The following is a 22497-nucleotide window of genomic DNA, read 5'->3' as shown; positions in this document are numbered from 1 at the left end:
GTGAGGGATAGGAGCAAACTACCGAAGTAGTGCGGATAGCCCGACAGCAGTAAAAAAAGGGGCGGCTAAGCGGTTTGCATAGTCAGCCCCTTTTTTTATTGGTGGCACGCCCTGATGTTTTTACGGAATTAGAATAATTTTTCCGGTGCTTTTTCGACTTTCCAGATAATCGTGCGCTTGTTTTCCTTCTGATAATTTGAAAGAAGTTGGAGTTGAAAGTTTAATTTTTCCTTCGATAATCCAGTCAAATAATTGGTTGGCTCTTTTAATTCTTTCTTCTTTAGAATTTAAATAACTCCACAAATCTCCGCCGGTTAGGGTTTTAGAACCGTCCATTAACATTCTTGGATCTACAGGTTCGGGATCTCCGCCTGCCATTCCGAAGAAAACAACCTGTCCGCATTCTTTTGTGACTTCGAAACTGTCTTTTAAAGTGCTGCCGATACTGTCATAAACGACATCAACGCCTTTGGGAGCAATTTTTAAAAGTGCTGTTTTCCAATCTTCATTGTATAATAAAACGTGATCAGCGCCTTGTTCAAAAGCCACTTTTGCTTTATCTGCAGAAGAAGTCAGTCCGATAACTTTTGCGCCTAATAACTTACTGATTTGTGTTAACGTCTGGCCAACTCCGCCCGCAACGGCATGAATTAAAACTGTTTCGCCTTTTTGCGTTTTATGGCTGTCTGTGGCTAAATAATGTGCTGTTAAACCTTGTAATAATATGGCAGCTGCAGTTTCAAAAGAAATAGCTTCCGGCAGCGGCAAAACATGATTTACATTTACGGCAACTAACTCTGCATTGGCAAAAGGGGCATCGGCGAAAGCCACACGATCTCCCACTTTATATTCCGGATGATTATTGGCATCAACTACAATTCCTGCGCCTTCGTAACCTGCTATAAAAGGCGGATTTCCTTTTAAATGATAATTTCCCTTTCGTCTGTAAACATCGGCAAAGTTTAATCCGATAGCTTTCATTTCGATTAAGATTTCATCGCTTTTTAATTGCGGATTTGGGATTTCTATATATTCCAGAACATCAGAATCTCCAAAAGTAGAGAAAGTAAGTGCTTTCATTTTTTAAATTAATTTAGGAAACAAAGTTCGGGAAAATTCCCAGAAAAAAGCCTCACTTAAAAAGTTAAATGAGGCTTTTAATTGGTTTTTATTTAGCCAAAGATTTAAAGGATTAAAAAGATTTTTTATGTTGAAAACTAAATATAATCTGTATAAATCCTTTAAATCTGTGGCTGAAAAATAAAAATTATATTTTAGGAAATTTCATTTCATTAAAAGTGCTTTTTTGTTTGGCCAAAGCTTCAATTTCCTGCCATTTTCTTGGTGATTCTGCTGAAAGATTTTCATATGAATCTTTTTTTATTAAAATGTCGTCTTCGATACGGACGCCAATATTCCACCATTTTTTATCGCATTTACTGTTTGCCGGAATATAGATTCCCGGTTCAACAGTCAGGATCATGTTTTCCTTTAAAGTTCCCATGTAATTTCCTTTGTCGTGAACGTCTAAACCAAGAAAATGAGAACAACCGTGCGGATAATAAATTCTGGCATCTTTAGGATCTGTAATAATTCCTAATTTGATTAATCCTGCAGCAACGACTTCTTTCGATCTTTTGGTTAAGTCCTGAATTGGTGTTCCTTCTTTACAAAGTTTAAAAACTTCTTCCTGAGCTTCGTAAACGATTTGATAAATTGCTTTTTGTTCTTCGGTAAATTTTCCATTTGCCGGAATTGTTCTGGTAACGTCTGCAGAATAGCCATGATATTCAGAACCAACATCCATTAATAATAATTGATTGTCGATTTTGGCCGCGTTGTTTTCTCCATAATGTAAAATACATCCGTTTGCGCCCGCACCAACAATTGGCGGATAACCTTCGTCTTCGGCACCGTATTTTCGGTGAATATACATGTGAATTCCGTCAGCTTCATTTTCGCTCATATCAGGCCCAACAGCCTTCATTACTTCATTATGGGCAACACAGGAAAGTTTTACAGTTTTGCGCATTAATTCCATTTCTTCAGGAGTTTTTATTTCGCGAAGAGAATTGGTTATATTGGTAAACAAGTTATTAGAAGCTTCATTTTCCTTAGTGATTTCTGCTTTTGTTTTAAAACTTTGAATTAATGCGTAAAGATTATCTGTGTTATTATTTACGGTAACATCAGTTGGTATTTTGTCATAAATTATTTTATCGAATTTTTTAAAATCAATTGGAAAATTTGCAAAATCTTTTCCGTTGTAAACCGTAGTAAAACCCAATTTAGATTTTGCGCCTTCAATTCCCAAACGTCTTCCGGTCCACATTTCTCTTGCAGCGTTTTTTTCTCTCACAAAAAGAACTTCATTGTATTTTTCTGTTCCTTGTTCTTCTTTAAAAAGCAATAAAATGGCATCAGGTTCTTTATAACCTGCCAGATAATACATATCAGGATTTGCGTGATAGTTGTAATTGATGTCTTTTGAAAATACTTTTTCCGGATAAGAAAAAATTACGGCTACAGAATTAGCCGGCATTAAATTCCTAAAAGCTTCGCGGCGTCCTTTGTGAAATTCTTTAGAAAGATAATCTGTTGGAAGGTTTTCTTGTGCCTGAATTTGAAGAGCACTCATGAAGATGGCAAAAAATAAAAGAAACTGCTTCATTTTTTTGGTTTTTTATTGATGATTTTTTGTTTTTTGATCCTTGCAAATTACAAAAAAAATGCAAGCTTAAGTTTTAATTTAAATATTTGATTTGTAGTTTTTTAATCAAAATAATGTAACTTAGAGATAAGAAATTGCGGTTTTAATAATAAAACGGGCAGGTTTTTTTAATAGTAAATTTTAATAAGAACCTAAAGCAAGGCACGAATATTGAGAAGAGGATATTTATAGAAAACAACTTATCCTGAAAAATAAATATTAATTAAAAACAAATTTTATGAAAAAATATACAATTGCAGTCGTTTCAGTTTTAACCTTATTACTAGCTTCATGTATGGCATCAAAAGAAAATAAAAGCACGGCCAATATTTATGATACAACATGGGAATTAGAATATATCTCAGGACCAAGAATTGCGTTTGAAGGTTTGTATCCAAATAAAAAACCGCAAATTACTTTTGATCAGAAAGAAACAAAAGTGTATGGTAACAGCGGATGTAACGGATACAGCGCGCCATATACTTTAAAAGGAAATTCTTTAACTTTTGGTGAGCCTGGACCAGCAACAATGATGTTTTGTGAAGGCGGGGGAGAACAGCAGTTTTTACAGCAAATGAAAAAAATAACAAGCTATTCTGTAGACAAAGACGGAAAATTAAATTTAATTCAGGGCGATGTGCCAATGATGCGATTTAAAAAAGTAGCGAAACAATAATTTTAGGTTCAACTTTGATAAAGTCCTGCCTTATAAAAAAAGGGAAATGAATAACTCATTTCCCTTTTTTATGCGTTGTATTTTTTATTTCTTTTTGAGTTTGTCTTTAAACACTTTTTCAAATTTTTCTATTTTAGGCTGAATCACCATTTTGCAGTACGGCTGATTTTTATTGTTTGCATAATAATTCTGATGGTAATCTTCGGCTTTATAGAAAACCCTGAAAGGCTCTACTTTAGTAACAATTGGATTGTTGTAAACTTTAGCTTTGTTTAATTCGGCGATAATACTTTCGGCAGCTTTTTTCTGTTCGGCATTTTTATAGAAAATTACAGAGCGGTATTGTGTGCCAACATCTGCACCCTGACGGTTTAAAGTTGTTGGATCGTGAACGGTAAAAAACACTTTGAATATTTCATTAATATCAGTTACGTTTTTGTCGTAAGTAATCTGTACGACTTCAGCATGGCCGGTTGTTCCGGTGCAAACATCTTCGTAAGACGGGTCTACAGTTTTTCCTCCGGAGAATCCGGATACAACAGATTTTACTCCGTTAAGATTTTCATAAACAGCTTCAACACACCAATAGCATCCTCCGCCAAGCGTAATGGTTTCCAGATTAGGTTTTTTATTTTGAGAAAATCCGCTTATTGATAAAGTAAACAGGCAGATTAAAAGTAGGTTTTTCATAATGAGATTTTTTTGTTAAACACATAGAAACATAGATCTGTAATCTTAAATAAAGGCGTTTACTTGACTAAATTCACATAGCTTTTACTAAATTGAAAAGTACTGAAATGAATTTTTTAATCTTTTACTATGTGTCAGAAACATGTTTCTTTCAAAACTCTTTTTACGAGCTTAAAAATCTATGTTTCTATGTGTTGAAAAGTTTGAATGATTATTTAGAATCAGGAATAAAATCAAGTGCAATCGAATTCATGCAGTAACGTTTTCCGGTTGGCTGAGGTCCGTCGTCAAACAGATGGCCTAAATGCCCGCCGCAGCGTCCGCAAAGGGCTTCAATTCTTTCCATTCCGAGTGAGTTGTCGTTTTTAAAAATCACACTTTTTTTGTTTTCCTGTTCAAAGAAACTCGGCCATCCGCAGCTGCTTGAAAATTTGGCAGTCGATCTGAAAAGCATGTTGCCGCACGAAGCACAGTAATAAGTTCCTTTTTCGTCTGTGTTCCAGTATTTTCCTGTAAAAGGTCTTTCAGTATCAGCTTCGCGCATTACGGCGTAAACATCTTCGGGTAAAACCTTTTTCCATTCGGCATTACTCACATTTAACTTAGTGGTGTCAGTGTTCGAATAATAAGGATTTCCGGGTTTACTGATTTTATTTTCCATAGTAATGGTTTTTGCAGGTTGTTTTTTTGTGTTCTGTCCGCATGCCTGCAAAATAAAAAGCGGGATTAAAAAACAAATGCTGAAAATTAAGTTTTTAGATTTCATATATTCTTGGGTGATTAAATCTGAATTTCAAAGATACGGCGAGTTTTATCTTCGAAATGTCGCCTATTTTACAATTCAGATATATTTAAGTATGTTTTAACTTTTCATTATTTACGTAAAACAAATTCCTATAGTTTTTAAATCTTATTTTTAAAGGTTTTTTGAGATAAGATGACTTGCAGTGCGCTGTAAATCAAAATTTTACAAAAACGATGAAGTAGTTAAACTTTTCACAATGTTTTCCAGGATTTTATAGCCATTTCTTTTTTCGTATTTTTGTTAAATCAATGCACCTTATGACAGAAGAAAACGTAATATTAGTTAATCAAAACGATGAACCAATTGGCTTAATGCCAAAATTAGAAGCACATGAAAAAGCGCTTTTGCATCGCGCCTTTTCGGTTTTTATATTAAATAATAAAAATGAAATCATGCTGCAGCAGCGAGCTCATCATAAATACCATTCTCCTTTGCTGTGGACCAATACGTGCTGCAGTCATCAGCGTGAAGGCGAAACCAATATTGAAGCCGGAAGCCGCAGGCTGTTTGAGGAAATGGGTTTTAAAGCAGAGTTGAAAGAGCTCTTTCACTTTATATACAAAGCTCCATTTGATAACGGATTGACAGAGCATGAATTAGACCATGTTATGATTGGCTACTATAATGAGGAACCCAATATTAACCCGGACGAAGTAGAAGACTGGAAATGGATGAGCATTGAAGATGTAAAAGCAGATATAGAAAAACAGCCCGAAATTTATACCGTATGGTTTAAGATAATTTTTGATGAATTTGATCATTATCTCGAAGACCATAAATTATAACCAAATTAACCAAAGACCTAAATGAGAGTAACCATATCAAGAAAAGCACATTTTAATGCTGCACATCGACTGCATAGGAAGGATTGGTCATTAGAAAAAAACAATGCTGTTTTTGGAAAATGTAATAATCCTAATTTTCATGGTCATAATTATGGTTTAACAGTAAGTGTTACAGGAAAAATTGACCCGGAAACTGGTTTTGTTTTAGATGTGAAAGTATTAGCGGATATTATACTCGAAGAAGTAGAAATTCCGTTTGATCACAAAAACCTGAATCTGGATGTTCCGGAATTTCAGGATTTGAATCCAACTGCAGAAAATATTGCGGTTGTGATATGGAATAAAATTAAAAAAAGAATTCAGCCCGATTTTGATTTGGAAATCGTACTGTATGAAACAGACCGCAATTTTGTAACCTATAAAGGAGAATAATAAATGTCATTAAAAATAGGAGATATAGTTCCGAATTTTACTGCAAAAGATAGTCACGGAGAAATTTTTGAAAGCCAGAATTACCTGGGTCGAAAACCATTAGTGATTTATTTTTATCCAAAAGATAATACACCCGGCTGTACAACCGAGGCCTGTAGCTTTAGGGATCAATACGAAGATTTTAAAGACTTGGGCGCAGAAGTAATTGGTATTAGTGCCGATAGTGTAAAATCACACCATAAATTTGCCAATAAACACAAACTGCCATTCATTTTACTTTCAGATCAGGACAAAAGACTGAGACATCTTTTTGGCGTGAAAAATAATTTGTTTGGACTTTTACCAGGCAGAGTAACTTATATTATTGACAGAAATGGAGTTGTAATTTATATTTTTGATAGTATGAACGCTGCAAAACACATTTCGAAAGCACTTGAAATAATAAAAGAATTAGTGCTCTAAATTAAGAAAATAGTATTACCTTTTATAAATTAATAAAGATATTAGCCCATAAAACTAGAATATGAAACCAAATTTATACCCTTTGCAATTTGAGCCAATCCTAAAAGAAAGAATCTGGGGAGGTGAAAAATTAAAAACATTATTAAACAAACCAATTACGTCTAAAATTACCGGTGAAAGCTGGGAACTGTCGACAGTAGAAGGTGATGTAAGCACTGTTGCCAACGGCGATTTAAAAGGTAAATCATTAATGGAACTTATTAATGAAATGCCAAACGAAATTTTAGGAACAAGAGTTCACGAGCGTTTTGGAAAGCAATTTCCTTTGCTTTTTAAATACCTTGATGCAAGAGAAGATCTTTCTATCCAGGTTCATCCAAACGATAAATTAGCAAAAGAACGTCATAATTCATTCGGGAAAACCGAAATGTGGTATGTGATGCAGGCCGATACAGATTCGAGAATTATTGTTGGTTTTAAAGAAAACTCCGGTAAGGAAGAATATTTAAAACATTTGCATGACAATACATTAGTTTCAATTTTAGATGATGTAAAAGCAAAAGCAGGAGATGTTTTCTTTTTAGAAACCGGAACTGTTCATGCAATTGGAGCAGGCTTGGTTGTTGCAGAAATCCAGCAGACTTCTGATATTACGTATCGTTTATATGATTTTGATCGTGTAGATGCACAGGGAAACAAAAGAGAACTGCACGTAGATTTAGCACTTGATGCAATAAACTACAATAAAGTCGATACACAGAAAAAATATGACTCAAAACCAAATACTTCTAATGTAGTTGTAGATTGTCCTTATTTTACAACCAACTTTATTCCGTTAGAAGATAAAGTTGCAATTTCTAAATCCGGAGAAACATTTACCGTTTACATGTGCATTGAGGGAAGTTTTGAAATCGAATATGAAGGATTTAAACACACTTATATAAAAGGTGATACTGTTTTAGTTCCTGCTGCGATAAATGCATTTAATTTAACTGGAAAAGCTTCAATTTTAGAAATTTACATTTCATAGCACTTAATCTAAAGATTATGTGTACTTTTGCAGACGCAAATTAAAATTATAATAAAAATGGCAAACGTTAAGAATTTAAAGAAAGACATCAATTTTGTATTAGGAGATATTATTGAGGCAGTTTACTTGTTTGAGATGTCTACAACAGGAAATCCTACTCCGGAAACGAATGCTTTAATCGATGAAGCTATTGCTGCATTTGATACTTTGATTACAAAAGTGAACGCTAAGAACGTTGAAAATAAAAAAGCACATTTCAAACAAATCAATGTTGAATTAGAACAAACTGCTAATCAATTGATTGAAAAAATCAACGCATTGTAAACAAAAAAAAGTGTAAAAAAGTGCAAATTTATTTTGGGAAAACGAAAAACCGCTTTATATTTGCACCCGTAATGACGCCGATGTAGCTCAGCTGGCTAGAGCAGCTGATTTGTAATCAGCAGGTCGTGGGTTCGAGTCCCTCTATCGGCTCAACGGAAACCATCACAGAAATGTGATGGTTTTTTTAATTATAGAGAGAGGTGTCAAATTATTTTTGGAATATTAAAAAACAATTTTATCTTTGCACCCGAAAATAGGCCGATGTAGCTCAGCTGGCTAGAGCAGCTGATTTGTAATCAGCAGGTCGTGGGTTCGAGTCCCTCTATCGGCTCAAAAACCATCACAATTGTGGTGGTTTTTTTTTGCTTCAATTTTAATTTCAATCTGCTCAAAACTTATTTTCCATTTGATATCTCAATTTGAAATTTAAGATAAAATAATTAAAAATTTTCTTATGTTTGTTTCTTAACCAAAACATAAAAAAATGGAAGAATCTTCAGTATTTGAAAAATTTGAACTTCACCTTAATGAATCATCAAAAGAGTTTTTAAAAGAAATTAATAAATGGGCCTATTTCCTGTCTATTATTGGTTTTGTCGGCATTGCCTTTTTAGTACTGATTGCAGTTTTTGCAGGAGCACTTTTTTCTACAATGGCCAGTACAATGCCCGGAATGGGAATGTATGGCGGATCGTTTGGCGCCATAATAAGTTTTGTTTATTTGTTATTGGCGGCCCTTTATTTCTTTCCTGTGTATTATTTATTTAAGTTCTCTTCAAACGGAAAAAGAGCTTTTAGAGAAAATGATTCTGAAGCATTGACCGAATCATTTGGCTATTTAAAATCACACTACAAATTTATTGGCATTCTAATGATTGTGATGCTGGTACTGTATGGACTTGTAATTTTGTTTTCTTTATTAGGGGTCCTGTTTGGAAGATAATTTCAAATAAATCAAAAAAAAACGTCCTGAATTTCAGGACGTTTTTTTTATTCTGCTGCGGCAGGAGCTTGCTGCTCTTCTTTCTTAATATCCGCTACATATTTAGTAAGCTTTTTTCCGTAAAGGGACTGAGCTACTTTTGGAGTCATTGATTTTTGAATCGTGTCCAGAAATTTGATATTAATGTCATAAATCTCTGCTAAAGCAATATAAGGCGATACTTCATGATCTTTATTGTTGATCGCAAAGTTTGTAGCATATAAATATTTTCTTTTAATATTTGACTGCTGTTTGGCGTCGATGCTGTCAACTGCTTTTTGATCTTGTCTTTTTATAGCTTTAAATCGGGCTTCGACCATTGAAAGGTTTTCGTCTATGAAACGGGAATTTACTTTTTTATATTCTTCAAATAATTCCTGATTTTTAGATCCGGTAATTTTTGCGCTGGCAATAAAGTTATCTAAGTTGGTATCAATATTAATGTTTCCAGGTTCAGCAAAAAATAAAATATTATTGTCTAAAGAATTGGTTACGCCACGATCGAGGAATAAATAAAGCATTTCCGGAGATTCAAGTTTAATATCTCTTTCAAAAGCTGCATTTCCGTCAATTTTAATACTGTCGATAGCTACAAGAGAGGTATCAACGATTCTTTGAATATATAAAGTTCCGGTTTTTAAACCTTTTATATTTCCTGTAAGGTGTAGATTATCAGGGGCAGATTCTTTTTTGCTACATGATGCAAGCAGTGCAAGCGTAACAAAGGCAATAATAGATTTTTTCATTAGTTTATTGGATTTTGGGTGCAAAATAAAGAAAATAGTTTGAATGTAAATATGCCGCTGTTTAATTTTTCAAAAAAATAAAAATCCCAATCTATTTCTAAATTGGGATTTGGATATTTTTTTAAAAATGAATTAATTACATTGCCAAATTGTAAGTTGCTCCGTTTTCATGCGTATAGGTGTATTTCGTGTCGCAGTCATTATTTCCATAATCTACAACGCCGTTTAAATATCCGCCCTGAATTTTTAATTTTCCTTTAGAAACATACTCGCATGAATATTTTTTAACTAATGTTTCCTGTACAGTAAGGGTAAGAGTTCCTCCTTTTTCAGAAGTTACGGTATGATTTCCTTCCGGCATTTCGTAAATATTATCCTCTAAAACATACGGTGTATCAACTCCTGCAGTTTGTTTTACAGTAATTGTTCCTGAATTTGTAAAAACCCTTCCAAGTAAATCAGTAAATTTTCCGTTGATTACTTTTCTCGTCCATTGCGGTACGGTTGCAACAGTAGTGGTATTCGTATATTCAATTGTTCCTTCTAGTTTAAGACCATTAATGTAATAATCGATTCTCTCAATTGTCATTTTGCTTCCGGTTGTAATGACCGGACCGGAAAGTGTAATTTTTAATTTTCCTTTTCTTGTAATGTTGCTTACTGCACATCCTGTTCCGTAATCTACTGTAAAGACTTTTGGATAAGATGTTCCGTTTGGAGTTTCAACAGTAATGTTGGCGCAGACTCCCGGGGAGGTTTCAGATGGTTTTGCTGCAGCATTTGTGTTCGTTACAGCTAATCCGGTTTTGACGTCCATTTCGTTCACAGCATCTATTACTACAGAAGCTCCTACGGCAGTTGTATCTGCCTGATTAACTACTTCGTCGCTCGAACAGGAAACATAAATTAGTGCAGAGGCGCAAATTGCTGAAATTAAAATAGCAGTTTTTTTCATATTGGTTTTTGTTTAAGATTAGATTAAAAGGCATTCAAATGTAAGAAAAAAAATAATTAACGAACAAAATCATGAAAAATCTGCTTTTAGAATTTTATTGTTTTAAATGTTTATAAATCAGTATAAAACAAAAAATCCTGCAGAAATAATCTGCAGGATTTTGAAATATTCTTATGAAAGATTATTTAATCATTTCAAAGCTTCTTTTTACAAAAGCAGTCAAGGCTTCACCTTTTAAAAGGTTTTGAGATAATTTAGCCAAATCTAATGCTTGTTTTACTAAATGCTCCTGATGCGTTTTATCTTCTGTATTTAAAATACTTGAAGCTAAATCAGAATTAGTATTTACAACCAAATTGTACATTTCCGGCATATTTCCCATTCCGAACATTCCGCCGCCGCCTGTCTGGCTCATTTCTTTCATTCTGCGCATAAATTCTGGCTGTGTAATAATGAATGGTGCTGCCTGAGAATCCATAGCTTCTAACTGAACACTGTAAGCTTTTGGAATATACGCTTCTAAAGAAGTTTTTAAAGTTGCTTTTTCTTCATCAGATAATTTAGAAATCGTGTTTTCTTCTTTTTTAATTAAATTATCAATATGGTCAGAATCGACACGAACAAAAGTTAAGTCTTTATTGTCGTTTTCAATTTTCTGAATTAAATGCGAAATAATTGGAGAGTCTAAAAGCAGTACTTCGTAACCTTTTTCTTTTGCAGTCTGAATATAAGAGTGTTGTTCTTCTTTATTTCCCGCATAAAGAACTACCAGTTTACCATCTTTATCAGTTTGATTTTCTTTTAACTTCTCTTTTAATTCTTCTAAAGTAAAGTAAGTGTTGTCTACAGTTGGGTATAAAACAAATGCGCCCGCTTTTTCGTAGAATTTATCTTCAGAAAGCATTCCGTATTCTAAAACGATTTTAATGTCGTTCCATTTTGCTTCAAAGTCAGCACGGTTTTCGTTAAATAAAGCTTTTAATTTATCAGCAACTTTACGTGTAATGTAATTTGAGATTTTCTTAACCGCTCCATCAGCCTGTAAGCCAGAACGAGAAACGTTTAACGGAATGTCCGGAGAATCAATTACCCCTTTTAGCATCGTCAAAAATTCTGGTACAATTCCTTCTACGTTATCAGTAACATAAACCTGATTTTGGTAAAGCTGAATTTTATCTTTCTGGATCTGCATATCAGTACCCAATTTTGGGAAATACAAAATACCAGTTAAGTTAAAAGGATAATCTACATTTAAATGAATGTTGAATAACGGCTCTTCAAACTGCATTGGGTACAATTCTCTGTAGAAGTTTTTATAGTCTTCATCAGATAATTCAGAAGGCTGTTTTGTCCATGCCGGATTTGGATTATTAATGATGTTGTCCGTTTCTATTGTTTCGTTAACATAATCTTCCGGAGCATCTTCTGGTTTTGGAAGCGTTTCTGTTCTTGTCCCAAATTTAATTGGAATAGGCATAAACTTATTATACTTATTCAGTAAACCACTGATTTTAGAATCTTCTAAGAATTCTAAAGAATCTTCGGCAACATGCAGGATAATTTCTGTACCACGTGAAGTTTTGTCAGCCGGCTCCAAAGTAAATTCCGGACTTCCATCGCAAGTCCAGTGTGCAGCAGGTTCATCTTTGTAAGATTTTGTGATGATTTCTACTTTTTCTGCAACCATAAAAGCAGAATAGAAACCAAGACCAAAATGTCCGATAATTCCGGAATCTTTTGCAGAATCTTTGTATTTGTCCAAAAACTCTTCAGCTCCGGAAAAGGCAACCTGATTGATGTATTTTTCAACTTCATCAGCTGTCATACCTAAACCCTGGTCAATAATGTGGATTTTTTTTCCTTCTTTATCAACCTTAACTTCGATAACCGGATTTCCGTATTCAACTTTAGCTTCACCAATGCTGATTAAGTGTTTTAACTTTAAAGTAGCATCGGTTCCATTTGAAACCAGCTCACGTAAAAAGATTTCGTGATCGCTGTATAAGAACTTTTTGATTAAGGGAAAGATGTTTTCTACTGAAACATTAATTTTACCTGTTGTCATATTTTTTTATTTTTTGAATTTAACTTGATGGTTTTCACTTATTCAAATTAAATACCAATTTTTTTGAGATGACAAATTGGCGGAAATGTTAATTTTGAAAGAAAATAAATAGATTCTAAAACACAAAATACCTGAATCAATCGTATATTTGTGGTACAATAATTGTTAAAATAGCAAAATAATAATCTAAAAAAATTGTATAAAATGAAGAAGAGTATTTTTATATGCCTGATTGCCGCTATGTTTTTTGCGTGTAAATCGGCTTCGTCAACAGCTTCGACAGACCAAACACTTTCTAAAAAACTCGACAGACCAACTCAGGTAGCCTTAAAAGGGAATTGGGTTTTAACTAACGTGTCGTATCCGGGTTCTGATTACATCAAAGTAAATTCTTTTGATTTAGCTGATTCTAAATGTTTTATCGGAAGTACATGGAGCTTTATTTCTAATAATAATAAAGGAACAATGGCTTTAACATCTCCAAATTGTACCGGATTTTCTTCACCAATTGTATGGAGTATCAACAATCAGGGAATGTTTATCCTGAAAATTCTTGATGCCGGTGAAAAAGCCAAAAAAGTAAGAGACGGTTATTTGCTTAAAGTTGCCGGTGTAACTGAAAGTTCATTCCAGTTAATTGATAACATTAATGTTGGCGGGCAGGTTAAAGACGTGACTTACCAATTTCAAAGAGCTAATTAATATTTAAAATAAGAAATATGAAAAAGATAACAGTTTTAGGTTTAAGTAGTTTACTTGTATTAGTTAGTTTATTTGCAAGCTGCGATTCAGTAAAAAATGCTAATAATACTCAAAAAGGAGCTGGGATTGGTGCCGTTGCCGGAGGTGTAATTGGTGCTGTGTTGGGAAATAATTTAGGTAAAGGAGGAAACGCTGCTTTAGGAGCTGCAATTGGAGCTGCTGTTGGTGGTGGAACCGGAGCCTTAATTGGAAATAAAATGGATAAACAAGCTCGTGAAATCGATCAGGCTTTACCAGGTGCTACAGTAGAAAGAGTTGGTGAGGGAATTCACTTAACTTTAAATGAAAATGCTGTACGTTTTGATACCAATAAATCAACTTTGACTTCTCAGGCAAAAACTAACTTAGATAAATTAGTTCCTGTATTTAATGAATATGGAGATACTGATATTCAAATCTTTGGTTATACTGACAATACAGGGAAACCAGAATATAACCTGACACTTTCAGGGCAAAGAGCGGCTTCTGTACAGGCTTATTTAGTTTCAAAAGGTTTAAAATCAAGCCGTTTTAAAACTTCAGGTTTAGGAATTGCTGATCCTATTGCAACAAATGATACTCCGGAAGGAAGAGCTCAAAACCGTCGTGTGGAATTTGCAATTACTGCAAATGACAAAATGGTTAATGATGCAAAAACTGAAGCTGGAAAATAATTTCAGACAAAATAAAATATAAAAAAAGCTGTTTCTTAATTGAAGCGGCTTTTTTTTGACTTTAGAAATTAAACATTGTAAATTTGACCTCTCTAATTACAACTCATGCTTGATATTCAAAATATATCTTTTTCGTATACTGATAAACCAGTTATCAATAATGTTTCTTTTACAATCAATAAAGGTGAAAATATTGCCATTATCGGCGAAAGCGGGTGCGGTAAAAGTACGCTCCTTAAGCTTATTTACGGTTTGTTTGATTTAGATGAAGGAAAAATATTTTATAATGAAAAACCTGTTTTGGGACCAAAATACAATTTGATTCCGGGAATGCCATTTATGAAATATCTGGCACAGGATTTTGATTTGTCTCCTTATGAAACTGTGGCCGAGAATGTTGGTAAATTCCTTTCTAATGGTTTTGCTAACATGAAAAAACTTCGTGTTCAGGAATTACTTGAAATGGTTGAGATGGAACAGTTTTCAAATGTAAAAGCTAAATTTTTAAGTGGAGGACAACAGCAGAGAGTAGCTTTGGTCAGGGTTTTGGCTTTAGAGCCGGAAGTAATTTTATTGGATGAGCCTTTCAGCCAGATTGATGCTTTTCGTAAAAATGCCTTACGCCGAAACCTATTCAAATATCTAAAACAAAAAGGAATTACCTGTATTATAGCTACTCACGATAGCACAGATGCCCTTTCTTTTGCAGATGAAGCAATCGTGATGCGACATGGAGAAGTTATCGTAAAAGGAGATCCGACAAAAATATATGAAGATCCGCAGACTAAATATGTGGCTTCATTATTTGGAGAGGTAAATGAAATTGCAACCCATTTATTACTTCCTTATGAAGATGAAACACATAAAACGCTGGTTTATCCGCATCAGTTTAAAATGGTTTCAGAATCTAAACTTCCGGTAAAAATCAGAAGGACTTATTTTAGGGGAGGACATTATTTAGTGGAAACCGTTTATAAAAGACAATTAATATTTTTTGAAAGCGAAATCGACCTTCCGCTGGAACAGGAAATATTTCTCGGATTAAATTATTTATAAAACATTTATATAAAAAACAAACCCGACAGTTTTTTAAACTTGTCGGGTTATTTATTTTATAGTATATTTAAATTAGTTTTTCAAATACTTTTCCAAAAACTGATCTTCTTCCCAAAGCAAATGCAGAATATTTTCCTTAGCAACATAACCATGTGCTTCTTTTGGTAAAATTACCATTCTTGCCGGTGCTCCCAAGCCTTTTAAAGCCTGAAAATAACGTTCGGTCTGCAAAGTAAAAGTTCCGGGATTATTATCTGCTTCGCCATGAACCAATAATAGTGGAGTTTTCATTTTATCAGCATTCATAAAAGGCGACATTGTATTGTAAACTTCAGGAACTTCCCAATAATTACGCTGTTCAGACTGAAAACCAAACGGTGTCAGTGTTCTGTTGTAAGCGCCGCTTCGTGCAATTCCGCAAGCAAAAAGATTAGAATGCGTTAATAAATTTGCTGTCATAAAAGCACCATAAGAATGTCCGCCAATTGCGACTTTTTTACGATTAATATATCCTAAAGCATCAACAGCATTAATTGCTGCTTCGGCATTATCGACTAATTGCGAAATGAAATTGTCATTGGGTTCCGTGGTTCCTTCTCCAATAATTGGAAAAGCAGCATCGTCTAAAACAACATATCCTTTAGTTACCCAGTATACAAACGATCCATAATTTGGAAATGTAAATTCGTTTGAATTTTGAGTCGACTGCGACGCGCTGTTTCTGTCTTTATATTCTGCCGGATATGCCCAGATTAATAAAGGCAGTTTTTCTTTTTTAGTTTTATCATAACCTGCAGGAAGATATAAAGTTCCGGAAAGCTCCAGTCCGTCTTTACGTTTATACTTAATTACTTCTTTGCTGACATTTTTAATACTTTCAAATGGGTTTTTAAAATCGGTAATAGGGGTTAGGTTATTTTGTTTTTTTATGTTTCTGAAAAAGTAATTTGGATACTCACTTTTTGACTGAATCTGAACCAAAACTTTACCAGATTTAAAATCTTCAATTTCTAAAATTTCTTCCTTTTTATCCTTGTAACGTGAAGTATAAAGACGCTTTGACTTTAGTGTTTTTACATTAAATTCATCTACAAAAGGAAACTGGCCTTCTTTTGTATAACCGTCTCCAATTCTGTAAAGATTATCTTTTTCAAAAGCCAGAACGTATTTATTGAATTCATTTTTTCTGGTTTCAAAAACTCCCGGATCAGAGTAAACATCCTGAGAATTTCTGTCTGTTATTAATTTTGGCTGCTGAGCAGGATTTGAGGGGTTTATTAAATACGTTTTTTCATTTCGCGTATCGTACCATTCGTCAGAAACAACTGCGAGATTATCATTTCCCCAAATTATGGTATTAAAACGCTGTGGTGTTTTTATCAGCGATACAGCATCTTTGTCAAAAGGCGCATCCCAAAGAAAAACTTCATCCCTAAAATCTACTTTATTTGCAGGGTCGCCTTCGTCTAATGCTGTTACATAAGATAAAGTAGCCGGTTTGTCGCTTCTCCATGTCATTTCTCTTTTTCCTTTTCTGACAGCCATAAATCCTTTTGGCATAATTTCGTTTAAAGGAACTTCATTAACCGTTTTAATTTCTTTTCCTCGAATGTCATAAACGATTGTTTTAGATGGAAATCTGTTTAATGGCACAACATACGAAAAAGGTTTCTGGATTGTAGTCAGCATAATATAATTTCCGTCTGGCGAAATTTTCTCTCCGGCAAACATGGCAGCTTCTTTAAATAAAACCGCATCTCCATTTAGTTTGACTTTATATAATTCAGATGTAATACTGGTTTCAAAATTAGCTTCATCGTTTTTGTTTTTCAGCATGTCAGGATACGTTCTGTTTTGAGATTTTTCTCCGGAAGTATTAGAGACAATTGGGCCTTTTGGTAAATCTTTTTTAGAATCTAGAATCGGCTGTCTGTTTTTGGGAAGCATTTTTACCAAAATAGTTTCATTGTCTAAAAACCAGTTAAACGGATTTCCGAGATTTGCATTTACGGTCGCTTCGGTGAGCTTAACTGCCTGCGCCAATGCTACATCTAAAACCCAAAGTTCGACACCTGAGTTTGTAGTATGCGAAAACAAAATCTTTTTATCGTTTGGAGACCAAAGAATATTGGTGATTTTTGGGTTTTCAGGTAAGCCGGAAACCTGAATTTCGTCTTTTCCATTTATTTTACGAAGTTTAAGGTTCGTTATATAAGTTACTGTACTCGATATGTTCGTAACGGGATTAATTCTAATTCCTGCTAAACGAACTTCTTCCTGATTTAAATCGTCGAGTGTTTTATAGGTGTTTCGATACATTAAAAGCATATTTTCTTTTTTAGTATCCATGGAAACCGTTGGGGCTCTTTGGTAATCGGCCAGATCTAAAATAGATTTAGAAGGCTTTTGGTAGGTTACATTTTCCTGAGCAAAAGAAAAAGAAACAATATTAAAGAATAAGAAGATCGTAACCTTTAATTTTATGAGTTGAATTTTTAGGGTTTAAAAAAAATGGTATTCAAATGTTTGTCTAAGATACTTTAGTCTTGTTACATTTTAATTCTTATTTTTCATTCTTTTCAATGAATTGCTTTGAAAACTGCTTTTTCAAAAAGTAATTGTTTTTAAACACTCTTATAATTAAAGTATATTAAATTGCTAATAACGAAAAAAATAGTAATTTGTACTCTTATGTTTTAAAGTATGCGTAAATTTGCATTCTAAATTTTTAACAAATAACAATACTATATGTATCATTCAAAAATAGCAGGCTTAGGATATTATGTTCCTTCAAATGTTGTGACAAACGATGATTTGTCTAAGATAATGGATACCAATGACGAATGGATTCAGGAAAGAACAGGAATTCAGGAAAGAAGACATATTATTCGCGGAGAAGATACTACAACTTCAATGGGAGTAAAAGCGGCTAAAATTGCAATCGAACGTTCTGGCGTAGCCAAAGAAGATATTGATTTTGTAGTTTTTGCTACATTAAGTCCTGATTATTATTTTCCTGGACCCGGCGTTTTAGTACAGCGTGATTTAGGATTAAGAACTGTGGGAGCTTTAGATGTTAGAAATCAATGTTCGGGGTTTGTTTATGCAATATCTGTTGCAGATCAATATATTAAAACCGGAATGTATAAAAACATTTTAGTTATTGGTTCTGAGGTTCACTCAACTGGATTGGACATGACAACACGCGGACGCGGCGTTTCTGTTATTTTTGGAGATGGAGCAGGAGCAGCAGTTTTAAGTCGCGAAGAAGATTTGGCAAAAGGAATTTTATCTACACACTTACATTCTGAAGGACAGCATGCAGAAGAATTGGCTTTGCAGGCACCGGGGATGGGAGCGCGCTGGGTAACAGACATTATTGCAGATAATGATCCAAATGATGAAAGTTACTATCCTTACATGAACGGACAATTTGTATTTAAAAATGCTGTAGTTCGTTTTGCAGAAGTGATAAACGAAGGTTTAGAAGCAAATGGTCTTCAGGTTTCTGATATTGATATGCTGATTCCGCATCAGGCAAACCTGAGAATTTCTCAATTTATTCAGAATAAATTCAGACTTACAGATGATCAGGTTCATAATAACATTCAGAAATACGGAAATACCACTGCAGCTTCAATTCCAATTGCTCTGACAGAAGCATGGGAAGAAGGAAAAATCAAATCTGGAGACACAGTAGTTCTGGCAGCTTTCGGAAGCGGATTTACCTGGGCGAGTGCAATTATTAAATGGTAAATTAATTCATTTTACATTATATTTTAAAACCTGCTTTTTTTTAAGGGCAGGTTTTTTTATAATTTTGTTTCTGTCATTGCGAGGAACGAAGCAATCACAATAACAATTGGCAAATTTTTTAATCGAAGAAAAGAGATGAGATTGCTTTGTTCCTCGCAATGACAAACTATGAATAAATGCAATAAGTAATGAAAAAAAATCAACTGGAAATAGCCTGCTTTAATTACGAATCGGCATTAATTGCTCAGGAAAATGGAGCAGACCGAATAGAATTATGCGAAAATATGAAACTTGGCGGAACAACACCAAACTCTATTTTGGTGCTAAAAGTCCGTGAAAGTTTGAATATAAAGATGCACGTTATTATCAGGCCACGCGGAGGTAATTTTGTTTATTCTGATGAAGAACTTACAGAAATGAAACAAGATATCAAGCAATATAAAAAACTTGGAGTTGATGGTTTTGTTTTCGGGATTTTAAAAGAAAATGGAAGTATTAATAAAAAGCAAAACAGAGAATTAGTGCATTTAGCGCATCCGCTTTCCTGCACTTTTCATCGTGCTTTTGATGTTGTAAAAAATGCAGAAAAATCTTTGGAAGATATTATTGACTGCGGATTTAAAACTATTTTAACTTCTGGGCAGGGAATCAATGTTGAAGAAGGCATTTTAATTTTAGAAAAAATGCAAAAACTTGCCGGAGACAGAATCGAAATAATGCCTGGCGGAGGCCTGCGTTCTTCAAATATCAAATTGCTGCAGGAACGATTGGATTTAACTTTTTATCATTCATCGGCAATTACAAATGACTCAGAAATTGCAAATCCGGAAGAAATAAAAGAATTGCGAAACTTTCTATAATACTCATTAAATAAAAAAGCCTGGAGTTGGCATACTCCAGGCTTTTTTCTACAAGAAATTATTCAAAATTATTTAAAAATATCTTTTCTTAAAACGGTGATTAAAACATTCCGCCACCACCTTGATTAGTATTATCTTCTCTTTGTTTACGCTCTAATTTTTTGATTTTCGCCCCGCCAAAATTGTATGTTAAACCTAAGTAAACCGTTTGGCTTTCCCATGTAAACTGACCAGTTTGAGGATAAGGATAAACACCATCAAAAGAAAATTTCATTGTATTGAAAACGTCGTTAAAACGCAAGCTGATGTTCATTTTGTTGTCTAACAATGTATAGCGTGAACCAATATCCATTTTGTACATTTCGTTTCTGTGCTGCTGGATTTCTTCAACTCCTCCTCTGTAAAAACCGAATAATAAAAAGCTTAAACGTTTTGTAGGTTTAAAGTTTGAGTTCATACGGGCATTAAAAGCAGAAGTTGTTACACTGCGCTCTAATGGCGAACTTGTATTTGTTACAGGATCAAATTGAAAAACAACACCTTGCTGCTTTATACTTGAGAAATCAATTGAAGGCTGGATGTCCCACCATTTTGTAAGCTTATAGTTGGCAGAAATGTCAAAACCATAAGCACTATTGCGATCGTAATTGGCAAAACTTAAAATTTGTTTATATCCGGAAGCATCATTAGGGTCTGGGCTTAAAGTTCTGCTTATCTGATCATTAATGCTTCTAACAAAAACTCCCGCAGTAATACTTCCTTTTTCAAGTGTTTTAGTATAATTTACTTCAACAGAATTGGTAAACTGAGGTCTTAGTTCCTGATTTCCATATGATGTAACCAGCGGAGTAGAAAACTCACGAATAGGTTTTGTCTGCTCTAAACTTGGCCTGTCAACGCGACGGCTGTAGCTTAATTGTAAAACATTTTTCTCATTTAGATTATAAGTTAAATAAGCAGATGGATATAACGTAATATAATCGTCATCAAATTTTTTAAAGCCGTGATTTAAATCAGCTGCAACTTTATAACTTTCAAAACGAGCACCTAACTGATAACTGAATTTTTTATATTTCTGACCGAAAGTAACATAAGCAGAGTAGATATCAGTATCGTATTTATAATTAGAAATTTGATCAGCAGCAGCAACTGCAGGGTTACTTGTGATATAATCGTTATCTGTTCTTGTAATTCTGGCTTCAGCTCCGGCTTCAAGAGTTGTTTTGTCGTTTAAAGGATTAACATAATCAATATTTAATGTACCTAATTTTCTTTTGTCATTGATGTAATCGTTGTAAATGATGCTGTTAACCGCGTTTGCAGGACTTGTTGTCTGAGTATCAAAATTCGCATTTTGAGTTTCTCTCGTATTACTGTAGTTTCCTTCAAAATCTAAAGTATGACCTTCTTTTTTAAAGATATGTTTGTACGCTAAATTATAAGTTCCTGTTTCGTTTGGACCCTGGTATCTGGCTTTTTGGTAGATATTTTTAATGTTAGGATCACCGTTATTGTAATCAATATCAGTATTTACTAATCCAGTTCCGGTCGATTTATTTTGATTGGTATAAATAGATAAAGTATTGTGATCATTAATTAAATAATCCATACCTACTTTGTACAAATAGTTGTCATTATCATTAGAAATATCTAATTTTTGATTAACATCCTGATCTAATCTTTTAATGTGACCATCGTTAAAATAGGTACCAAAGTTGTTACCTGCATTTCCAAAGAAATTCACTTTTCCGGTTTTATAATTCAAATCTAAAGATTGATTGTATTTTGCTGTTTCTCCAAAAGTGATTCCACCGCTATAGCTTCCGTTAAAACCAGTATTCGCATTTTTATGCAAAATAATGTTGATAATCCCAGACATTCCCTCAGGATTGTATTTTGCACTTGGATTTGTAATCAACTCAATTTTTTTAATAGAAGTTGAAGGAATTTGTTTTAATAACTGTGCAGGATCGATGTTCGATGGACGTCCGTCGATTAACACACGTACATTATCATTTCCACGAAGTGAAAGTTTTCCGTCCTGATCTACATTTACGGATGGAATGTTGCTCATAATATCAGATGCTGAAGCTCCGGCAGTAGTTAAATCTTTTCCTACTGTTACCACTTTTCTATCGATCTTTTGTTCGATTGTTGAGCGTTCAGCAACAATGTTTACACCTTTTAATTGTGTAGCCTCTTCTTCAAGGGCAACATTTACAGCTGCAGTTTTTTTGTTTTCACCTAAAACCACAGAACCAATGTATTTTCTAAATCCGATATACTGAATTTCGATAGTATAGCTCTTTAACGCCACATTTTTAAAGGCAAAATCTCCATTGTCATCTGTGTTAACGCCAGAGACTACTTTTCCATTTTCTTTAAGAGAAACTGTCGCGTAAGAAATAGGCGCATTGTTTGATTTTTCGGTAATTTTACCCGTGACCGTTCCGGAATTCTGAGCTTGAGCTGTTGCAAATACCCCCAGTAATGCGAACAGAAAGAATTTTAATTTCATAGTGCGATAATGATTATTTTGATTTGATTGATGATGAGGTTGTTTTTGTTTGTTTTGATTTTTTTTTGGCTTCAAATAAATTTAAAGTCTCTATTAAGACTATTTTGTTGTCGTTATGTTACAGGAAAACTAAAAAAAACTTTTTATTTTTTTCGGAAGTTCTGTTTTATAGGTAATTAGTGTTTTGATATTTTGATAATTTTAACATTCAAAACAAATCGTTTTTTAAG

21 protein-coding genes and 2 tRNA genes are annotated in these 22497 nt (G+C 33.9%); 14 read left to right on the top strand and 9 right to left on the bottom strand.

Annotated elements, in window-relative coordinates:
• Nucleotides 1–120: 120 nt before the first annotated feature.
• On the bottom strand, nucleotides 121–1080 hold the full coding sequence (locus ASE21_RS18595; protein WP_057124215.1) for a quinone oxidoreductase family protein: 960 nt from the start codon (nucleotides 1078–1080) through the stop codon (nucleotides 121–123).
• 187 nt (nucleotides 1081–1267) lie between these two features.
• Entirely contained in the window at nucleotides 1268–2671 is a 1404-nt protein-coding gene (locus tag ASE21_RS18590; RefSeq protein ID WP_057124214.1) for an aminopeptidase P N-terminal domain-containing protein, read from the bottom strand.
• Nucleotides 2672–2948: 277 nt separating this feature from the next.
• Between ASE21_RS18590 and ASE21_RS18585 the strand changes: the two genes are divergently transcribed.
• On the top strand, nucleotides 2949–3386 hold the full coding sequence (locus tag ASE21_RS18585) for an META domain-containing protein (RefSeq protein ID WP_057124213.1): 438 nt from the start codon (nucleotides 2949–2951) through the stop codon (nucleotides 3384–3386).
• 84 nt (nucleotides 3387–3470) lie between these two features.
• Here the strand turns inward: ASE21_RS18585 and msrA are convergent, their stop codons facing one another.
• Nucleotides 3471–4076: a peptide-methionine (S)-S-oxide reductase MsrA gene (gene msrA, locus ASE21_RS18580; RefSeq protein ID WP_057124212.1), complete on the bottom strand. Its 606-nt coding sequence runs from the start codon at nucleotides 4074–4076 to the stop codon at nucleotides 3471–3473.
• A 211-nt stretch (nucleotides 4077–4287) separates the two neighbouring features.
• The gene (gene msrB / locus ASE21_RS18575) at nucleotides 4288–4842 is read right to left on the bottom strand and encodes a peptide-methionine (R)-S-oxide reductase MsrB (RefSeq protein ID WP_057124211.1); all 555 of its coding nucleotides are present in this window, start codon (nucleotides 4840–4842) and stop codon (nucleotides 4288–4290) included.
• A 296-nt stretch (nucleotides 4843–5138) separates the two neighbouring features.
• On the opposite strand from msrB, the gene idi reads away from it, so the two are divergent.
• The 8 genes from idi to ASE21_RS18535 all read left to right on the top strand — a co-directional run bounded on the left by idi (nucleotide 5139) and on the right by ASE21_RS18535 (nucleotide 8857).
• Nucleotides 5139–5666: an isopentenyl-diphosphate Delta-isomerase gene (idi, locus tag ASE21_RS18570; protein WP_057124210.1), complete on the top strand. Its 528-nt coding sequence runs from the start codon at nucleotides 5139–5141 to the stop codon at nucleotides 5664–5666.
• Between the two features lie 21 nt (nucleotides 5667–5687).
• Complete coding sequence (locus ASE21_RS18565) at nucleotides 5688–6098, top strand: 6-carboxytetrahydropterin synthase (RefSeq protein ID WP_057124209.1); 411 nt, start codon at nucleotides 5688–5690, stop codon at nucleotides 6096–6098.
• A 3-nt stretch (nucleotides 6099–6101) separates the two neighbouring features.
• Nucleotides 6102–6560, top strand: coding sequence for a peroxiredoxin (locus ASE21_RS18560; protein WP_057124208.1), 459 nt, complete (start codon nucleotides 6102–6104; stop codon nucleotides 6558–6560).
• A 61-nt stretch (nucleotides 6561–6621) separates the two neighbouring features.
• On the top strand, nucleotides 6622–7590 hold the full coding sequence (locus ASE21_RS18555) for a type I phosphomannose isomerase catalytic subunit (RefSeq protein WP_057124207.1): 969 nt from the start codon (nucleotides 6622–6624) through the stop codon (nucleotides 7588–7590).
• A gap of 57 nt (nucleotides 7591–7647) precedes the next feature.
• Nucleotides 7648–7914, top strand: coding sequence for a hypothetical protein (locus ASE21_RS18550; RefSeq protein WP_012022371.1), 267 nt, complete (start codon nucleotides 7648–7650; stop codon nucleotides 7912–7914).
• A gap of 76 nt (nucleotides 7915–7990) precedes the next feature.
• Nucleotides 7991–8064 (top strand) — tRNA-Thr (locus ASE21_RS18545).
• Nucleotides 8065–8171: 107 nt separating this feature from the next.
• Nucleotides 8172–8245: transfer RNA gene (locus ASE21_RS18540), tRNA-Thr, on the top strand.
• 153 nt (nucleotides 8246–8398) lie between these two features.
• Entirely contained in the window at nucleotides 8399–8857 is a 459-nt protein-coding gene (locus tag ASE21_RS18535) for a DUF5362 family protein (RefSeq protein WP_057124206.1), read from the top strand.
• Between the two features lie 47 nt (nucleotides 8858–8904).
• Here ASE21_RS18535 and ASE21_RS18530 read toward each other — a convergent pair whose 3' ends face one another.
• The 3 genes from ASE21_RS18530 to htpG all read right to left on the bottom strand — a co-directional run bounded on the left by ASE21_RS18530 (nucleotide 8905) and on the right by htpG (nucleotide 12662).
• A complete protein-coding gene (locus tag ASE21_RS18530) occupies nucleotides 8905–9642 on the bottom strand; it encodes a DUF4369 domain-containing protein (protein WP_057124205.1) in 738 nt (245 codons plus the stop codon).
• Between the two features lie 136 nt (nucleotides 9643–9778).
• Nucleotides 9779–10597 carry a hypothetical protein gene (locus ASE21_RS18525; RefSeq protein WP_057124204.1) on the bottom strand — a complete coding sequence of 273 codons (819 nt, stop codon included), beginning with the start codon at nucleotides 10595–10597 and terminating at the stop codon, nucleotides 9779–9781.
• Nucleotides 10598–10778: 181 nt separating this feature from the next.
• On the bottom strand, nucleotides 10779–12662 hold the full coding sequence (htpG, locus tag ASE21_RS18520) for a molecular chaperone HtpG (protein ID WP_057124203.1): 1884 nt from the start codon (nucleotides 12660–12662) through the stop codon (nucleotides 10779–10781).
• Nucleotides 12663–12866: 204 nt separating this feature from the next.
• Between htpG and ASE21_RS18515 the strand changes: the two genes are divergently transcribed.
• From ASE21_RS18515 to ASE21_RS18505, 3 genes are all read left to right on the top strand, one after another.
• Nucleotides 12867–13364, top strand: coding sequence for a lipocalin family protein (locus ASE21_RS18515; protein WP_057124202.1), 498 nt, complete (start codon nucleotides 12867–12869; stop codon nucleotides 13362–13364).
• 17 nt (nucleotides 13365–13381) lie between these two features.
• Nucleotides 13382–14077: an OmpA family protein gene (locus tag ASE21_RS18510; protein ID WP_057124201.1), complete on the top strand. Its 696-nt coding sequence runs from the start codon at nucleotides 13382–13384 to the stop codon at nucleotides 14075–14077.
• A 105-nt stretch (nucleotides 14078–14182) separates the two neighbouring features.
• Complete coding sequence (locus ASE21_RS18505; RefSeq protein WP_057124200.1) at nucleotides 14183–15133, top strand: ABC transporter ATP-binding protein; 951 nt, start codon at nucleotides 14183–14185, stop codon at nucleotides 15131–15133.
• A gap of 72 nt (nucleotides 15134–15205) precedes the next feature.
• On the opposite strand, the gene ASE21_RS18500 is transcribed toward ASE21_RS18505, so the two are convergent.
• Nucleotides 15206–17617 (bottom strand): prolyl oligopeptidase family serine peptidase, encoded by a 2412-nt coding sequence (locus ASE21_RS18500; RefSeq protein ID WP_057124199.1) that lies wholly within the window; start codon nucleotides 17615–17617, stop codon nucleotides 15206–15208.
• 264 nt (nucleotides 17618–17881) lie between these two features.
• On the opposite strand from ASE21_RS18500, the gene ASE21_RS18495 reads away from it, so the two are divergent.
• Both ASE21_RS18495 and ASE21_RS18490 read left to right on the top strand, forming a co-directional pair.
• Nucleotides 17882–18889 carry a 3-oxoacyl-ACP synthase III family protein gene (locus ASE21_RS18495; protein WP_057124198.1) on the top strand — a complete coding sequence of 336 codons (1008 nt, stop codon included), beginning with the start codon at nucleotides 17882–17884 and terminating at the stop codon, nucleotides 18887–18889.
• A 188-nt stretch (nucleotides 18890–19077) separates the two neighbouring features.
• The gene (locus ASE21_RS18490; RefSeq protein ID WP_057124197.1) at nucleotides 19078–19749 is read left to right on the top strand and encodes a copper homeostasis protein CutC; all 672 of its coding nucleotides are present in this window, start codon (nucleotides 19078–19080) and stop codon (nucleotides 19747–19749) included.
• A 100-nt stretch (nucleotides 19750–19849) separates the two neighbouring features.
• Here ASE21_RS18490 and ASE21_RS18485 read toward each other — a convergent pair whose 3' ends face one another.
• A complete protein-coding gene (locus ASE21_RS18485) occupies nucleotides 19850–22267 on the bottom strand; it encodes a TonB-dependent receptor domain-containing protein (protein WP_057124369.1) in 2418 nt (805 codons plus the stop codon).
• Between the last annotated feature and the right edge of the window lie 230 nt (nucleotides 22268–22497).

This window comes from Flavobacterium sp. Root901, assembly GCF_001429765.1.
Classification (GTDB): Bacteria; Bacteroidota; Bacteroidia; order Flavobacteriales; family Flavobacteriaceae; genus Flavobacterium.
Note: the sequence above shows the minus strand (reverse complement) of the source record. Positions and strands in the feature narration are given on the sequence as shown.

Excerpts from the sequence above, each read along its gene's own strand:
- msrB (WP_057124211.1), bottom strand. The coding sequence starts at position 4,842 with ATGAAATCTAAAAACTTAATTTTCAGCATTTGTTTTTTAATCCCGCTT.
- ASE21_RS18565 (WP_057124209.1), top strand. The coding sequence starts at position 5,688 with ATGAGAGTAACCATATCAAGAAAAGCACATTTTAATGCTGCACATCGA.
- ASE21_RS18535 (WP_057124206.1), top strand. The coding sequence starts at position 8,399 with ATGGAAGAATCTTCAGTATTTGAAAAATTTGAACTTCACCTTAATGAA.
- msrA (WP_057124212.1), bottom strand. The coding sequence starts at position 4,076 with ATGAAAAACCTACTTTTAATCTGCCTGTTTACTTTATCAATAAGCGGA.
- ASE21_RS18555 (WP_057124207.1), top strand. The coding sequence starts at position 6,622 with ATGAAACCAAATTTATACCCTTTGCAATTTGAGCCAATCCTAAAAGAA.
- ASE21_RS18515 (WP_057124202.1), top strand. The coding sequence starts at position 12,867 with ATGAAGAAGAGTATTTTTATATGCCTGATTGCCGCTATGTTTTTTGCG.
- ASE21_RS18525 (WP_057124204.1), bottom strand. The coding sequence starts at position 10,597 with ATGAAAAAAACTGCTATTTTAATTTCAGCAATTTGCGCCTCTGCACTA.
- ASE21_RS18510 (WP_057124201.1), top strand. The coding sequence starts at position 13,382 with ATGAAAAAGATAACAGTTTTAGGTTTAAGTAGTTTACTTGTATTAGTT.
- ASE21_RS18495 (WP_057124198.1), top strand. The coding sequence starts at position 17,882 with ATGTATCATTCAAAAATAGCAGGCTTAGGATATTATGTTCCTTCAAAT.
- ASE21_RS18550 (WP_012022371.1), top strand. The coding sequence starts at position 7,648 with ATGGCAAACGTTAAGAATTTAAAGAAAGACATCAATTTTGTATTAGGA.
- idi (WP_057124210.1), top strand. The coding sequence starts at position 5,139 with ATGACAGAAGAAAACGTAATATTAGTTAATCAAAACGATGAACCAATT.
- ASE21_RS18590 (WP_057124214.1), bottom strand. The coding sequence starts at position 2,671 with ATGAAGCAGTTTCTTTTATTTTTTGCCATCTTCATGAGTGCTCTTCAA.
- htpG (WP_057124203.1), bottom strand. The coding sequence starts at position 12,662 with ATGACAACAGGTAAAATTAATGTTTCAGTAGAAAACATCTTTCCCTTA.
- ASE21_RS18595 (WP_057124215.1), bottom strand. The coding sequence starts at position 1,080 with ATGAAAGCACTTACTTTCTCTACTTTTGGAGATTCTGATGTTCTGGAA.
- ASE21_RS18560 (WP_057124208.1), top strand. The coding sequence starts at position 6,102 with ATGTCATTAAAAATAGGAGATATAGTTCCGAATTTTACTGCAAAAGAT.
- ASE21_RS18585 (WP_057124213.1), top strand. The coding sequence starts at position 2,949 with ATGAAAAAATATACAATTGCAGTCGTTTCAGTTTTAACCTTATTACTA.
- ASE21_RS18485 (WP_057124369.1), bottom strand. The coding sequence starts at position 22,267 with ATGAAATTAAAATTCTTTCTGTTCGCATTACTGGGGGTATTTGCAACA.
- ASE21_RS18505 (WP_057124200.1), top strand. The coding sequence starts at position 14,183 with ATGCTTGATATTCAAAATATATCTTTTTCGTATACTGATAAACCAGTT.
- ASE21_RS18530 (WP_057124205.1), bottom strand. The coding sequence starts at position 9,642 with ATGAAAAAATCTATTATTGCCTTTGTTACGCTTGCACTGCTTGCATCA.
- ASE21_RS18490 (WP_057124197.1), top strand. The coding sequence starts at position 19,078 with ATGAAAAAAAATCAACTGGAAATAGCCTGCTTTAATTACGAATCGGCA.